The sequence below is a fragment of the Micromonospora sp. IBHARD004 genome (genome assembly GCF_052814115.1).
Genome location: NZ_CP199934.1, coordinates 3,238,805 through 3,252,775 on the forward strand (window position 1 = coordinate 3,238,805; position 13,971 = coordinate 3,252,775).

16 protein-coding genes are annotated in these 13,971 nt (G+C 74.6%); 13 read left to right on the plus strand and 3 right to left on the minus strand.

What is annotated here, in order from left to right; translation table 11 throughout:
• The first annotated feature begins 10 nt into the window (after window positions 1-10).
• The 3 genes from ACTWO6_RS15730 to tatC all read left to right on the plus strand — a co-directional run bounded on the left by ACTWO6_RS15730 (window position 11) and on the right by tatC (window position 1,779).
• Window positions 11-259 (plus strand): hypothetical protein, encoded by a 249-nt coding sequence (locus tag ACTWO6_RS15730; protein ID WP_446220352.1) that lies wholly within the window; start codon window positions 11-13, stop codon window positions 257-259.
• Window positions 260-475: 216 nt separating this feature from the next.
• Window positions 476-808 carry a Sec-independent protein translocase subunit TatA gene (tatA, locus tag ACTWO6_RS15735; RefSeq protein WP_130335152.1) on the plus strand — a complete coding sequence of 111 codons (333 nt, stop codon included), beginning with the start codon at window positions 476-478 and terminating at the stop codon, window positions 806-808.
• Between the two features lie 17 nt (window positions 809-825).
• The gene (gene tatC, locus ACTWO6_RS15740) at window positions 826-1,779 is read left to right on the plus strand and encodes a twin-arginine translocase subunit TatC (protein WP_446220353.1); all 954 of its coding nucleotides are present in this window, start codon (window positions 826-828) and stop codon (window positions 1,777-1,779) included.
• Between the two features lie 80 nt (window positions 1,780-1,859).
• Here the strand turns inward: tatC and ACTWO6_RS15745 are convergent, their stop codons facing one another.
• Complete coding sequence (locus ACTWO6_RS15745) at window positions 1,860-2,447, minus strand: TOPRIM nucleotidyl transferase/hydrolase domain-containing protein (protein WP_446220354.1); 588 nt, start codon at window positions 2,445-2,447, stop codon at window positions 1,860-1,862.
• 111 nt (window positions 2,448-2,558) lie between these two features.
• On the opposite strand from ACTWO6_RS15745, the gene ACTWO6_RS15750 reads away from it, so the two are divergent.
• Window positions 2,559-2,954 carry a hypothetical protein gene (locus ACTWO6_RS15750; RefSeq protein ID WP_446220355.1) on the plus strand — a complete coding sequence of 132 codons (396 nt, stop codon included), beginning with the start codon at window positions 2,559-2,561 and terminating at the stop codon, window positions 2,952-2,954.
• Window positions 2,955-3,017: 63 nt separating this feature from the next.
• Here the strand turns inward: ACTWO6_RS15750 and ACTWO6_RS15755 are convergent, their stop codons facing one another.
• Window positions 3,018-3,902: an ABC transporter substrate-binding protein gene (locus ACTWO6_RS15755; protein WP_446220356.1), complete on the minus strand. Its 885-nt coding sequence runs from the start codon at window positions 3,900-3,902 to the stop codon at window positions 3,018-3,020.
• Window positions 3,903-4,099: 197 nt separating this feature from the next.
• Between ACTWO6_RS15755 and ACTWO6_RS15760 the strand changes: the two genes are divergently transcribed.
• The 9 genes from ACTWO6_RS15760 (at window position 4,100) to ACTWO6_RS15800 (ending at window position 12,881) form a co-directional block, all read left to right on the plus strand.
• Complete coding sequence (locus ACTWO6_RS15760) at window positions 4,100-4,477, plus strand: SCP2 sterol-binding domain-containing protein (RefSeq protein WP_446220357.1); 378 nt, start codon at window positions 4,100-4,102, stop codon at window positions 4,475-4,477.
• Window positions 4,474-6,543 (plus strand): amylo-alpha-1,6-glucosidase, encoded by a 2,070-nt coding sequence (locus tag ACTWO6_RS15765; RefSeq protein ID WP_446220358.1) that lies wholly within the window; start codon window positions 4,474-4,476, stop codon window positions 6,541-6,543. The genes ACTWO6_RS15760 and ACTWO6_RS15765 overlap by 4 nt, the downstream gene beginning before the upstream one ends.
• Window positions 6,544-6,666: 123 nt before the next feature.
• Window positions 6,667-7,362: a hypothetical protein gene (locus tag ACTWO6_RS15770; RefSeq protein WP_446220359.1), complete on the plus strand. Its 696-nt coding sequence runs from the start codon at window positions 6,667-6,669 to the stop codon at window positions 7,360-7,362.
• Between the two features lie 216 nt (window positions 7,363-7,578).
• The gene (locus ACTWO6_RS15775) at window positions 7,579-8,622 is read left to right on the plus strand and encodes a zinc-dependent alcohol dehydrogenase family protein (protein ID WP_446220360.1); all 1,044 of its coding nucleotides are present in this window, start codon (window positions 7,579-7,581) and stop codon (window positions 8,620-8,622) included.
• Between the two features lie 408 nt (window positions 8,623-9,030).
• A complete protein-coding gene (locus tag ACTWO6_RS15780) occupies window positions 9,031-9,498 on the plus strand; it encodes a hypothetical protein (RefSeq protein WP_446220361.1) in 468 nt (155 codons plus the stop codon).
• On the plus strand, window positions 9,491-10,114 hold the full coding sequence (locus tag ACTWO6_RS15785; protein WP_446220362.1) for a hypothetical protein: 624 nt from the start codon (window positions 9,491-9,493) through the stop codon (window positions 10,112-10,114). The genes ACTWO6_RS15780 and ACTWO6_RS15785 overlap by 8 nt, the downstream gene beginning before the upstream one ends.
• On the plus strand, window positions 10,104-10,631 hold the full coding sequence (locus ACTWO6_RS15790) for a hypothetical protein (protein ID WP_446220363.1): 528 nt from the start codon (window positions 10,104-10,106) through the stop codon (window positions 10,629-10,631). Before ACTWO6_RS15785 ends, ACTWO6_RS15790 begins: the two co-directional genes overlap by 11 nt.
• Entirely contained in the window at window positions 10,631-11,914 is a 1,284-nt protein-coding gene (locus ACTWO6_RS15795) for an MAB_1171c family putative transporter (RefSeq protein WP_446220364.1), read from the plus strand. Before ACTWO6_RS15790 ends, ACTWO6_RS15795 begins: the two co-directional genes overlap by 1 nt.
• Window positions 11,915-11,954: 40 nt before the next feature.
• Window positions 11,955-12,881, plus strand: a complete 927-nt coding sequence (locus ACTWO6_RS15800) for a diacylglycerol kinase (RefSeq protein ID WP_446220365.1) — start codon at window positions 11,955-11,957, stop codon at window positions 12,879-12,881.
• On the opposite strand, the gene ACTWO6_RS15805 is transcribed toward ACTWO6_RS15800, so the two are convergent.
• Window positions 12,844-13,896, minus strand: a complete 1,053-nt coding sequence (locus tag ACTWO6_RS15805; protein WP_446220366.1) for an EamA family transporter — start codon at window positions 13,894-13,896, stop codon at window positions 12,844-12,846. The genes ACTWO6_RS15800 and ACTWO6_RS15805 overlap by 38 nt on opposite strands.
• Window positions 13,897-13,971: the final 75 nt, after the last annotated feature.

A 13,971-nucleotide genomic window follows, 5' to 3' on the forward strand; every position in this document is an offset into this window, starting at 1 on the left:
GCTGACCGCCGTGGTGACGTGGATCGTGCTCGCGGTGGTGCTGTTCGCGCTCGTCGTGCTGGCCCTGGCGGTGCGGCCGGTGCTGGCGCGGCTGCCCCGGCTGCGCCGGGCGGCGCTGGCGCTACAGGGGCGGCAGGCCGAGGCGGAGGCGCTGCGGTCCGCCGCCGAGGCGCTCCAGGAGCGGGCCGAGGCGTTGCAGAACCGGGCCGCCACCGCCCAGCAGCGGGTGGCGTTGATCAAGGCCAAGCGGGGAAAGTGATCGATCGCTGTCGGTCCCGGGCGCGGTAGCTGCGCGTTCGACGGCGGTTGCGCGCAGGAACGCGCCCGCGTGGACGGTTGACGGGACACTCCGGGTTGGTCGAGACTTCACCGGCCGGGCCCGCACCGACAGGCCCGGTGGGGTGGCAACCGCTCTCGGCGCACGTACGATGGGCTGCGACCGCCCCTCAACGACACAGAGCGACTGGAGCTTCCCATGGGTGCCCTCAAGCCGTGGCACATCGCCGTACTCGTGGTCGTGCTGATCCTGCTCTTCGGCGCGAAGCGGCTCCCCGACGCGGCCCGCTCGCTGGGCCGCTCGCTGCGGATCATCAAGGCCGAGACCAAGAGCCTGCACGACGACGACCGTGACCTGGCCGAGAAGGCCGACGCGCAGGCCGGCTACCAGCCGCTCCAGCCGTACGCCGGTCAGCAGCCGCAGCAGGGTTACGCGCCGCAGCAGCCCCCGCAGCAGCAGCAGTACGCCCCGCAGCCGCAGCAGCCGGTCGCCCCGCCGGTCGACCCGGTGCAGCGCGTCCGCGACAACTGACCGAAGGGCCCAGCACCGTGGCCTTCGCGCTCCTTAAGCGCGGCCCGAGCACCTTCGAGCGGGCCGCCGACGGCTCGATGACGCTCATGGAACACATCCATGAGCTGCGCAACCGCCTGTTCCGCGCCTCCCTGGCGATCGTGGTCGGCTTCGGCTTCGGCGTCTGGCTGTCCGGTCCGGTGCTGCACCTGCTGCAGAAGCCGTACTGCGACCTGCCGAAGGCGCGGCTCGTCAACGGCACGTGCAACTTCGTGCAGCTCGGGCCGGCCGACCTGTTCCTGCTGCAGATGAAGGTGGCACTCTGGGTCGGGCTGATCATCGCGGCGCCGATCTGGCTGTACCAGCTCTGGGCGTTCATCGCGCCGGGCCTGCACCGGCACGAGCGGCGGTACGCGTACTTCTTCACCGGCCTGGCGGCGCCGCTGTTCGGCGGCGGCGCGGTGCTGGCCTACTTCGTCACCTCCAAGGGCCTTGAGTTCCTGCTCAACGTCTCCGGTGGCGGTGACATCACCACGACGCTGGACATCACCCGGTACATCTCGTTCGTCACGAATCTCATCCTGCTGTTCGGGGTGGCCTTCGAGTTCCCGCTTATCGTGCTCATGCTCAACTTCGTGGGGTTGGCCAGCGCGAAGCGGCTGTTCGGCTGGTGGCGGGTGGCGATCTTCGTCTTCTTCGCCTTCTCCGCGGTGGTCACCCCGACGCCCGATCCGTTCGGCATGACCGCGCTGGCCATCTGCCTCTCCGCGCTCTACTTCGGCGCGGTGGCGGTGGCCTTCCTCAACGACAGGCGGCGCGGGCGGGGCCGGGAGGTCTACTCCGATCTCAGCGACGACGAGGTGTCGCCGCTGGACCTGACGCCCGAGCCGGTCGAGGCGGGGCAGCGGGTCGACACGGTCGCCCCGGTCGGGGCGCCGGAGCCGGTCGCCGCGCCCGCGCCGATCGAGCGCCGCTACGACGACATGACCTGACCGGGCTCACTGGAGCACCGACGCGGACGCCGCCCCGACCGGGGCGGCGTTCCGCGTTTCCGGGGTGTCCGCCGGACCGGTCACAGCCGCGCCAGGAGACGGTCGAGCGCCGGCGGCACCCGGGCGGGCGGGAGCGCGCCGGCGAGCAGGTCGGCGTACCGTGCCTTCCGTCCGGACCGGGTGCCGATGAACCGGTGGAGCTGAGCGGCGAGCGGGCGGTCCTGCTGGGCCGGCTGGCGTTGGAAGAGGCGGAGCGAGCGCAGGTCGCCCGCCGCCTCGACGACCTGCTCGACCGCCGCCACCCCGAGCGCGCGGATCAACTCGTCCTCCAGGTCCGCCACGCACACCTGGAAGCCCCGGGCGGCCAACTGCTCGCGGGACAGCACCGCGCCGAGTCCGGCCCGCTCCAGCCCACGCCGGACGAATCCCTCCTCGGCGACGTCGTAGAGGCCGGCGAGGTCGCGGTCGAGGCCCCGCGGGCCGAACAGGTCGAGGAAGTGCCCGATGTTGGTGATCCCGCCCATCGGCACGATCGCCACCCCGGCCAGGGGTCGCCCGCCCCGGCGCGCCACCGCCTCCAGCGCACGGCGATCGCTGGCACCCTCCACCAGCACCACCGTGCGCGCCCGCAGACCGGCCGCCCGGTGCAGGCTGGTCCGCAGATCCACCGCCCACCTCCCGCCGACGTCGATACCCTGCCCGCGCCCGTGCCGGCCGGCAACCGGTATCCGGCTCGGGTGCACCGGAACGACGGTGATCAGTCCCGGCATACTGGCCCGGTGATCGACAACGGATCGCCGGGCCGACCGGACCTCTCCTCCGCGCTGCGGTTCCTCAGCGAGCTGATCGCCTGGGTGGCCACGCCGTGGGCGCTCGCCCCGCACTCGGTGCCGCTGGCGGTCGCCTCGGTGGTCGTCCTCGTGGGACTGCCGACCGTCTTCGCGACCCCCGGCGACAAGAACCACGTCCTGGTCCCCGTGCCCGGGGCGGTCACCATCGCACTGGTGGGGTTGCAACTGGTCGCCGCGGCGGTGTCGGCCTGGTTGGCGTGGCCGTGGCCGGCCGCCCTGGTCGTGACCGCCGTGGCGCTGTCCACCGTGGTCACCGAGCTGCCGCGCTGGCGTCGGCTCGCCCCGCTCGGCCGCGACGGCCGGCCCTCGCACCGACCTGCCTGACCCGTCCGCGGCCGGCGACCGGGCGGCGACCCGACCGGGTGTCGCGTCGGTGGGCCGGGCGGGTCAGGCCACCCGGCGGATGCTGCCCGCCGGCGGGGCCGGCACGGCGTCCGGGTGCAGGATCGCCGCGATCGCCTCGACTCCGTCGACCAGCCGGGGTCCGGCGCGCACGATCAGCCCGTCCGCGTCGACGGCCCAGACCTCCGCGTCCGGGAAGTGCGGGGTCACCGCCGCGGCCTGCTCGGCCGCCCCGGCGAGGTGGAAGCCGCACGGGGTGACCAGCACGACCTCCGGCGCCGCGGCCCGCAGCGCCGCCCACGTGGTGGGCGTCGAGCGGGCGCCGGGGTGGCCGGCCACCGGTTCGCCGCCGGCGGCGCGGACCTGGTCGGGGATCCAGTGACCGGCGCCGAACGGCGGGTCCACCCATTCCACGACCGCGACCCGGCGCCGCAGCCGGCCGGCCACCGCCGCGGTGACCCCCGCCAGTCGTGCCCGCAGGCCGTCCACCAGGGCCTCGGCCCGATCTGGTACGCGGGCCGCCGCCCCCACCGCCAGGATGGTGCCGAACACCTCCTCCAGGGTGTACGGGTCCAGCGACAGCACGTCGGCCCGGCAGCCGAGGTGGTCGACGGCGTCGGCCACCCGCCCGGCGGGCAGGGCGCAGACCCGGCACAGGTCCTGGGTGAGGATCAGGTCGGGGTCGAGCCCGGCCAGCGCGCCCGCGTGCAGGGTGTAGAGGTCGGCGCCCGCGGCGAGCTGCCCCTTGACGTACGCGTCAATCTCGCCTGGGCTCATGCCCCGGGTGTCCCGGCCGCCCACGACGACGGTCGTGCCGGCCCGGTCGGCCGCCGGCAGCTCGCACTCGAAGGTCACCCCTACCAGGTCCTCCGCGAGGCCCAGGGCGTAGACGATCTCGGTGGCGGACGGCAGCAGGGAGACCAGACGCATCCCGCCATCCTGCCCGCCCCGGGCAGGTGTCCCGCAGCGCCCCCGCGGGTTGCCAGATCCGGGCTTCCGCGCCCGGTGCCGGCGATACGCTGAGCCGGGCCGGGAGCAGGCACGCGTCGGTCGTCGCCGCCGAACGGGTCGCCACGGTCCACCTCGGGGCCGTCCGCCCCGACGGCGATCTCGCGGGAGGCGGTGCGGTGTCGGATCCCATCGGAGCGTTCTTCGACCGACTCGCCGGCGGCGGGTACGAGCGTCTGCTGCGCAAGACCCGCGGTACCGTCCGGTTCGAGCTGACCGGAGACGACGGGGTCGACATCTGGCACCTGACCATCGCCGACGGGCGGGTCGCGGTGTCCCGGGAGCCGCTTGACGCGGACGCGCTGATCTGCACCGACCGGGCCTCCTTCGCGCGGATAACCCGGGGCGAGGCAAAGCCGCTGGCGGCTTGGCTGCGCAATGACCTCACCATCGATGGGCAGTTCGGCTTCGTCGTCCTGCTGGAGCGGCTCGTCGCCGCGCCGCCGGGGGCCCGGCACCCGCGCGCCATGGCTGGCGACCGGCAGGAGTCGGCGTGAACCCGAATGTGGCCCGGGTGCTGGACGGCAACATCTTCGTGCTCAGCGGGGACAACGGCGACATCGAGGCGACCGTCGCCAACGTGTGCGGCTTCTTCGACTTCGACACCCGCTTCCTGTCGCTGTGGCGCCTCCGGCTGAACGGCGAACGGCTGAACCCGCTCTCCATCGCCGAACGGGACTACTTCGCACTGCGATTCTTCCTGGTGCCGGGCGAGCCCACCCATTACGTGGACGCGAAGGCCTCGGTGATCCGGGAGCGGTCCATCACCGGCGGCATCTTCGAGGAGCGGCTGACCGTGCTCAATCACGACCGGGAGCCGGTGGAGTTCAGCGTACGGCTGGAGGCGGCGAGCGACTTCGCCCCGATCCAAGCGGTCAGCGAGGAGCGTGAGCCGGTGGGACGGCTCTATCGGCGCGTCGAGGAGGGCTGTCTGCGGCTCGGCTACCGCCGGGAGAAGTTCCACCGGGAGACGGTGATCTCGGCCGACGAGCCGGCGGCCGTCGACGAGAACGGGCTGACGTACACCGTGCGGGTGGACGCGAACGGGGAGTGGACGACGACCCTTCGGGTCCGGGCGCTGGTGCTGCGGCCGGACGGCCGGGACGTTCGGGAGCAGCTGGACCGGCCCCCCCGGCGGACCACCGCGGAGCAGCAGGACGACCTGGCGGGCTGGCTGGCCCGGGCGCCGCAGCTGAGCTGCGACTGGGACGCCGTGACCACCACCTACCGCCGGAGCCTGGTCGACCTGGCCGCGCTGCGGTACTCCCCGCTGACCCTCCCGGACCAGGCGATGCCCGCCGCCGGCCTGCCCTGGGTCGCCACCATCACCGGGCGGGACAGTATCCTGACCAGCTTCCAGGCGCTGCCGGTCGCCCCGGAGCTGGCGGTGGCCACTCTGCGGATGCTCGGCATCGACCAGGGCTCGGTGCTCGACGACTTCCGCGACGAGGAGCCGGGCAAGATCCTGCGCGAGTTCCGCTACGGCGAGCAGGCGGCCTTCGAGGAGCGACCCGAGTCGCCGTACTTCGGCAGCGCCGACGCCACCCCGCTCTACGTGGTGCTGCTCGACGAGTACGAGCGGTGGACCGGCGACGCCGCCCTGGTGCGGGACCTCGAGGACGAGGCGAGGGCGGCGCTGAACTGGATTGACGAGTACGGCGACCTCCTCGGCGACGGCTACGTCCGCTACCAGCGGCGCAACGCGCGGACCGGGCTGGAGAACCAGGGCTGGAAGGACTCGCCGGAGGCGATCTGCTACGCCGACGGCCGGCTGCCGGCACCGCCCCGGGCCACCTGCGAGCTGCAGGGGTACGCGTACGACGCGAAGCTGCGCGGGGCCCGGCTGGCCCGCGAGTTCTGGGGCGATCCGGCGTACGCGGACCGGCTGGAGCGGGAGGCGGCGGCGCTGCGGGAGCGCTTCGAGCGGGACTTCTGGATCGCCGACCGGGGTTACTACGCGCTCGCGCTGGACGCCGACGGCCGGCAGGTCGACGCGCTCGCCTCCAACATGGGGCATCTGTTGTGGAGCGGCATCGTCGACCCGTCCCGGGCCGCGCAGGTCGCCACGCACCTGCTCGGCCCCCGGCTCTTCTCCGGCTGGGGGGTGCGGACGCTGGCCGACGGGCAGGCGCGGTACAACCCGCTGGGCTACCACGTGGGCGCGGTCTGGCCGTTCGACAACGCACTGATCGCCTGGGGGCTGCGCCGCTACGGCCTCGCCGAGGAGGCCGGCCGGATCGCCGAGGGGATCATCGACGTTGCACACCACTTCCACGGCCGGCTGCCGGAGGCGTTCGCCGGCTATTCCCGGGAGCTGACCCGCTACCCGGTGCGCTACCCGGCGGCGAACAGCCCCCAGGCGCTGGCCACCGGCGCGACGTTCCTGCTGCTGCGGTCCCTGCTCGGGCTGGAGCCGGCCGGGGAGCACCTGGTGATGGCACCCCGGGTGCCGGCCCGGTTCGGCCGGGTGGAGCTGCTGGACATCCCCGGGCGGTGGGGTCGGATCGATGTGATCGGCAGCGGGCTGGCCCACACGGGGGCCGCCCCCGGGGGGACGGTTTGACGGTCTGCGGGGGCCTGCCCTATCTTGCCGTAAGCAAGGTTAGACTTACCTAACTAGCGGGGCGGCCACGGGTGGTCCGCGTCGATCGTGACCAGCTCCGCTGGCATGCACTCCGGAGAGTCGATGAACATCCGTACCGCCGTCGCCGTCGCCGCGCTCTGCGCCGCCGTCAGCCTCACCGCCTGCGGTGAGGATTCCCCCGGCAAGGCCGGCGGGGTGGCGATCGCCGCCACCGACAGCGCCTGCGAGGTCGCCACCACCAGCTTCGCGCCGGGCGAGGTCACCTTCACCGTGACCAACAAGGGCAGCCAGACCACCGAGGTGTACGTCTACGGCCGGCAGGGCGACGGGTTCACCAAGGTCGTCGCCGAGGTGGAGAACGTGGCACCGGGCCTCACCCGCGACCTGACGGCGACCCTTGGCGGCGGCGCGTACGAGATCGCCTGCAAGCCGGGGCAGACCGGCGCCGGCATCCGTACCGCGATCACCGTCTCCGGCGGCTCGGCCGCCGCCACCGCCGAGGCGGAGGCCGCGTACGACCGGGAGATCGAGCTGGAGGTCACCGCGGCCGGCGTCACCGGCGGCGACGGGCTGACCGCCAAGGTCGGTGAGAAGATCGAGTTCAAGCTGGAGAACGAGGCCGCCGGGGCCCGCGCGCTGGAGATCGTCGACCCGTCCGGGAAGGTGGTCGCCGAGATCGAGGCGGATCCCAACGGCGCCGCCGAGACGATCGTGCCGCTCACCGGCGCGGGCGCCTGGACGCTGAAGGTCGAGGGGCAGGGCGTGGCCGAGGTGGAGAAGCCGCTCACCGTCGGCTGACCCGCCGCACCGCGTCGAGGGGCCGCTGCACGAAGCGCACCTCTGCCTCCGGCAGGGCGCGGGTGACCGCCCGGTCGGGCGCCGGCGGGCGATGGTGAGCCCGGCCACCCTCGCGGCGCGGCGGGTTGGTGGTCGTTCCGAGCGGGTCTAGCGTTCGGCGGGGCGCGCCGCCGGCGCCCGACAGCCCACCACCGCCCACCCGGAGGACATCCCGTCATGCGCGCCACCGTGATCCACGGCCCGAACGACATCCGCATCGAGGAGGTGCCGGACGCCGCCGTCCGCACCCCCACCGACGCCGTCGTCCGCACCGTGCTCGCCTGCATCTGCGGCAGCGACCTGTGGGCGTATCGCGGAGTGGCCAAGCGCCAGCCCGGGCAGCGGATCGGTCACGAGTTCCTCGGCGTGGTCGAGGCCGTCGGCGCCGAGGTGACCTCGGTCCGGGCCGGCGACCTGGTGGTGGCGCCGTTCGTCTGGTCCGACGGGGTCTGCGACTTCTGCCGCGAGGGCCTGCAGACCTCCTGCCCGCACGGCGGCTTCTGGGGCGAGCCCGGCTCCGACGGCGGCCAGGGTGAGGCCGTGCGCGTCCCGTACGCCGACGGCACCCTGGTCAAGCTCCCCGCCGAGGCGGCCGGCGACGAGCGGCTGCTCACCGCGATGCTGGCGCTGTCCGACGTGATGTCCACCGGCCACCACGCCGCCCTGGCCGCCCGGGTCCGCCCCGGCGCCACCGTCGCCGTGGTCGGCGACGGCGCGGTCGGGCTGTGCGGGGTGCTCGCCGCCCGGCGGCTCGGCGCCGCGCAGATCATCGCGCTGGGCCGGCACACCGCCCGCACCGACATCGCCCGCTCCTTCGGCGCCACCGACGTGGTCGCCGAGCGGGGCGACGCCGCGATCGCCGCGGTCAAGGAGCTGACCAAGGGGCAGGGCGCGCACGCCGTGCTGGAGGCCGTCGGCACCGAGGAGTCGATGCGTACCGCGATCTCCATCGCCCGCGACGGCGGCGCGGTGGGTTACGTGGGCGTGCCGCACGGCGGCAGCGCCGGCGTCGACATCGGCCAGATGTTCGGCCGCAACGTTGCGCTCGGCGGCGGCGTCGCGCCGGCCCGGGCGTACATCCCGGAGCTGCTCGCCGACGTGCTGGACGGCACCATCGACCCGTCGCCGGTCTTCGACCGGTCGGTGAGCCTCGACCAGGTGCCGGACGGCTACCGGGCGATGGACGAGCGCACCGCGCTCAAGGTCCGCATCACCTTCTGACGAGGATCGTCACCGGTCCGGGGCGTCGACGACGGGCCGGGGCCAACCACCGAGGCAGAAATACGGGCCACGCAGCGCGCCGCCGGACTGCCCGCGGTTACGCTGCGTGGCCGGGCGGGCAGCTCGTCGGCGGGACGGAGCCACCGGGGCCCAACCGACGACGACCTGCCGCGCCATGCTCCCTCCGGCCACCTGCGGCCGACGTCGCGCCCCCGTTCCTCGCCACGTCCTCCGGCGACCACCGGGGGAGCGCCCTGGCATCACGTCGTGCCACCCCCGAGCGGGTGTGGCCACGGCGGTTGCCAGAGGCGGTCGTAATCGTACGCATGCGTAAAGTGGACCTGTCAATGCTTGATTCCGGATCGCCCTCTCGTGTAAACGTGGGGCTCCGCCGCGCGAGGAGTCCCCATGCCTGAAGCCCCCGAGCCACCTGGCGAAACGTTCGCCGAGCGTCTCGACTGGCTGTTCCGCACCTCCCGGGATCCCGTCGGCAGGCCGTACAGCGTCCGGTACGTGGCCACCGAGCTGACCCGCCGTGGCTGCCGGATCTCCCACACCCATCTCAGCAACCTGCGGCAGGGGCGGGCCCCCGACCCGCGGCGGTCCATCGTGGACGCCATCGCCGCCTTCTTCGGGCGACCGCCCGCCTTCTTCGCCGAGCAGGCCGGCAACCGGGACCAGGGTGACCTCGTCCACGCCTTGGCCGACCCGCACATCAAGCACGTCGCCATGCGGCTGGCCGACGCCCGGCTGTCACCCGAGGGGCACGCGGCGGTGGTGGCGATGATCGAGCAGGTGCAACGGCTGGAGGCCGCCGCGCGCCGCCGCCGGGACGACCAGCGGCACGACCTCGAACGGTCCGGCGCCGGTGACTGACGTCCAGGCGCCCGGGCACCGCGCGGTCACCCCGGGCTGCGTACGCCTGGACCGGTGGTGGCGGCTCGGCGGAACCGCCGCATGGCACGAGCAGGTCCGCCGCTGTGACGAGCTGCTGCGCGGGCTGGTCATGCCGGTCCCCTTCACGGTGGGCGACCTCCTCGCCGAGCTGGAACGGGTCCGGGGCCGACGGCTGGTGGTCCGCGCGCTGCGGACCCGGTTCGCCGAGGCGCGCGCCCTGTGGTGTCGCGGCTCCACCACGGACCACATCCTGGTCGGGTCGCCGGGTCCGGGCCTGCACCGGGACCATCTCGCCCTGCACGGTGTCGGGCACATGGTCTTCGGTCACGTCGGTCAGCCGGCGGTCGCGCAGCGCCTGCGCGACGTGCTGGACGGGGCCGACCTGGCGGCCCTGCGCGAGCGGTCGACGCGGGTCGTCTACACGCCCGACGAGGAGTGGCAGGCCGAGGTCTTCGCCACCCGGGTACGGCAGCTGGCCGTCGTCGCGCACCCCCGCCCAGCCTCCGGCGCGGAGCGGGTGCTGGCGAACCTCGCCACGGTGCTCGAACACCGGCCACGCCGGCCGCGGTCGACGGGAGGAGTCGATGCGACGTAGGAGCGCACTCGGCGACCTCCGGGACCAGTCCGAGCGACTCCTGGCCGCCCTCGACCTGCCCGCGACGTTCACCTTCGCCCAGCTGCACGACCGGATCGAGCGCCGCCGGGGGCGCCCGGTGCACCTGATCGCCCGACACCTGCCGGCGCTCGCCCCGCACGGGCTGTGGGTGGCCGGCGAGATCGCCGACTACGTGTTCTACGACGCCAGCGCCAGCAAGGTACGGCAGAGCCTGATCATCGGCCACGAGTACGGGCACATGATGTTCGACGACGTCTCCGTGCCGGGCGACCTCGACCAGCTCGCGGCCATGCTGATGCCGACGGTGGATCCGTCCGTGCCGCAGATCATGCTGGCCCGCAGCGGGTACGACGAACCGGTCGAACGCCGGGCCGAGATCTTCGGGACCGTCGCGGTGCAGCGCGCCGGGTCCTGGTCGGAGATCCCGGCCACGACGCCGGCGGACCCCGAGGTCTCCGCCCGACTGATCGCGACGCTGGAAGGCCGGTGGCCCTGATGTCGGGGATCGTCGCCGTCGCCATGGTCGTCGTGCCGTTGGCCTGCTGGGGGATGAGCCTCTACAAGCTGCGCGACCTGGCCCGCGACCCCGGCAACCGACCGCTGCGCGCGCTCTGCGTGGCCCTGTGGTCGATCACCCTGGCGCTGACCGTCCAGCCGGTCGGGCCGTGGCTCGACCAGCGCCTGGGCGTGCTGGACGTGGCCCGGCTGACCGGTAACTGCCTCACCCTGGTCTGTGTCACCGCGGGTCAGGCGTTCCACCTCTACATGACAGGCACGGACGCCGCCACCGAGCGGCGCGTCCGACGGCGCTGGGTGCTCCTCGCGGTCGCCGTGGCCACGATGATCGTCCTGTTCGTCCGCACGCCGCCCGCGGCCGACCTGGCCGATCCGCGGGTGCTCTCCCGCGACTACTACGCCGAACCGTTCGACGCTCCGTTCCTCTACGTGTACCTGGCCTACCTGGGCTGGTCGCTCGCGCAGATGGCGATCCTGGCCAACCGGTACGCCCGCATCGCCCACCGGCCGCTGCTCCGCTTCGGACTCCGGCTGATCACCGTCGCCGCGGTGTCGGGGCTGCTGTACGCCGCGGGCAAACTGGTCGCCGTCGTCGCGGGGGTGTTCCGGCCGGGCCTCGTCCCGGCCGTCGACTCGCTGGTGATCCTCTGCTTCACCACCTCGATCCTCCTGGCGCTGATCGGCTCCACGATCCCGTCGTGGGGGCCGCGGGTGGGTCTCGACCGGCTGTGGGCGTGGGCGGGCGCGCTGCGCGACTACTACCGGCTCCACCCGCTGTGGCGGCGCATCCACGCGGTGCTGCCGCAGATCGCGCTCCTCCCGCCGCCGTCCGGGCTGCGGGGCTTTCTCTCCGTCGCCCGGGACGCCTCGCTGCGGCGGGTCAGGATCACCGTGGAGATCCTCGACGGGTACGCGGGCCTGCGGCCGTGGATGTCGGCGGAGGTGGCCGCGGCGGCCCGGCAGGTGGCGCGCGAGCAGGGCCTCCCGGTCGAGGAGCAGGCCGTGGTCGTCGAGGCCGCGGTGATCGGGGCGGCGCTGCGCGCCCGCCGGCAGGGCGGATCGGCCGTCGCGCCCGGAGATCCGGCCGTGGAGGTGCCGTTCCACGACCCGGAGGCCGGTGACGGTGACCTCGGCGCGGCCGACCAGGTGACCTGGCTGGCCCGGGTCGCCCGGGCGCTCGCCACGCCGACGGTCGAGATGATCATCGCGCGGGCCGCGCCGCCGGTCGGCCTGGGGACGCCGGGACCCGCCGGGCGGCCGTAGCGGCGTCTCCCCTGGTGGACGGCCTGGGTCGTACCGTACGGTGCTCGCCGTGACCGCGCACGATCATCTTCCGCCCGGCCCCGTCGCCGTGCTCGCCAACCCCACCGCCGGCCGGGGCCGGCACCGTGGCCTGCTGCCCCGGCTGCTGGAGCGGCTGGGTGCCGGCGGCCGCCCGGTGCGGGTGCTGACGGCGGGCACCCCGGCGGAGGCGGAGGCGGCGTGCCACGCCGCCGTCGCGGACGGCGTCGGCGCGCTGGTCGCGGTCGGCGGCGACGGCACGGTGCACCGGGCGTTGCAGGCGGTCGCCGGTACGGACGTGCCGTTCGGTCCCGTCCCCGCCGGCACCGGCAACGACTTCGCGGTCGACACCGGCTTCCCGGCCGACCCGCTGGCCGCGGTCGACGTGATCGCCGCCGCGCTGCGCGACGGCCGGACCCGCCCGGTCGACCTGGCCCGGATGAGCGCCCCGGACGGCGGGCAGCGCTGGTACGGGGCGGTGCTGGCCGCCGGCTTCGACGCGATCGTCAACGAGCGGGCCAACCGGATGCGCTGGCCGCGCGGCCCCCGCCGCTACGACCTGGCGATCCTGGTGGAGCTGGCGCGGCTGCGCCCGCGTCGGTACACGCTGCGCCTCGACGGCGAGGAGCTGAACCTCGACGCCGTGCTGGTCGCGGTGGGCAACTGCGCCAGCTACGGCGGGGGCATGCGGATCTGTCCCGACGCCGACCCGACCGACGGGCTGCTGGACGTGGTGGTCGGCGGGCGGTTCGACCGGCGCACCCTGATGCGGGTGAAGCCGCGCATCTACCAGGGCACGCACGTCGACCACCCGCTGGTGCGCAGCTACCGGGCGCGGACCGTGGAGCTGGCGGCCGAGGGCATCACCACCTACGCCGACGGGGAGCGGGCCCTCGACCTGCCGGTGCGGATCAGCGCCGTGCCGCAGGCGGTGCGGCTGCTGCGCTGAGCCGCCCGTCGGACCCCGCGGCGGAGCCGTCCGGCCCGTCGCCGCCCTGGCCGACCGCGGCCCCGCCGACCGGGGTGTCGTCCACCCCGCCGGCCGGCGCGTCGAACCGTGCGCCGGCCTGCGTGGCGTCGGGCTCGGCGGCCGGTGCACCGGCCCGGACCGCGCCGATGCTGGCGGCGATCACCAGGCCGATCGCGAGGACCTCCGCCGCGCGCAGCTCCTGGTCCAGGACCAGCCAGCCGGCGAGGGCGGCGATGGCCGGGCCGAGGCTCATCAGCACGGCGAAGGTCGCGGTGGGCAGCCGGCGCAGCGCCAGCAGCTCCAGGGTGTACGGCAGCACGGAGGCGAGCACGGCGAGCCCGGCGCCCAGCCCGAGCACGGCCGGATGCCACAGCCGGGCGCCCGCCCCGACCAGCCCGATCGGCAGGGTGATCAGAGCGGCCACCGCGAGCGCCAGGGCCAGCCCGTCGGCGCGCGGGAACCGGCCGCCCACCCGGGCCGAGCAGACGATGTACGCCGCCCACATCACCCCCGCGCCCAACGCGAGCGCGGCGCCGACCGGGTCGAGCCGGTCGAAGCCGCCCTGGCCGAGCAGGGCCACCCCGGCCAGGGCCAGCCCGGCCCAGCACCAGGCGGCCAGCCGGCGGGCGGTGAACACCGACAGCGCGAGCGGTCCGAGCACCTCCAGGGTGACCGCCGGGCCGAGCGGGATCCGGTCGATGGCCTGGTAGAAGATCGAGTTCATGCCGGCCAGGGCCAGCCCGAAGGCCACCACGGCCGCCCAGTCGGCGCGGTCGTGGCCGCGCAGCCGTGGCCGGCACACCGCCAGCATCAGCAGCGCGCCGATGGTCAGCCGCAGGGTCACCGCCCCGGCCACCCCGGTACTCGGAAAGAGCAGGGCGGCGACCGCCGACCCGAACTGCACCGAGAGCGCCCCGCCGAGCACCAGCCCGACCGCCCCGAGCTGACCGCCGCGCGGTGCGTGCGTCGTCGGCGGGTGCGGCCTGGTCGTCATGGCGGTGACGCTAGCCGGGCGTCGCGGAACCGGGCCCGCCGGGCCGGCCGATCCGGGGGCGGATCACGTCGCGCC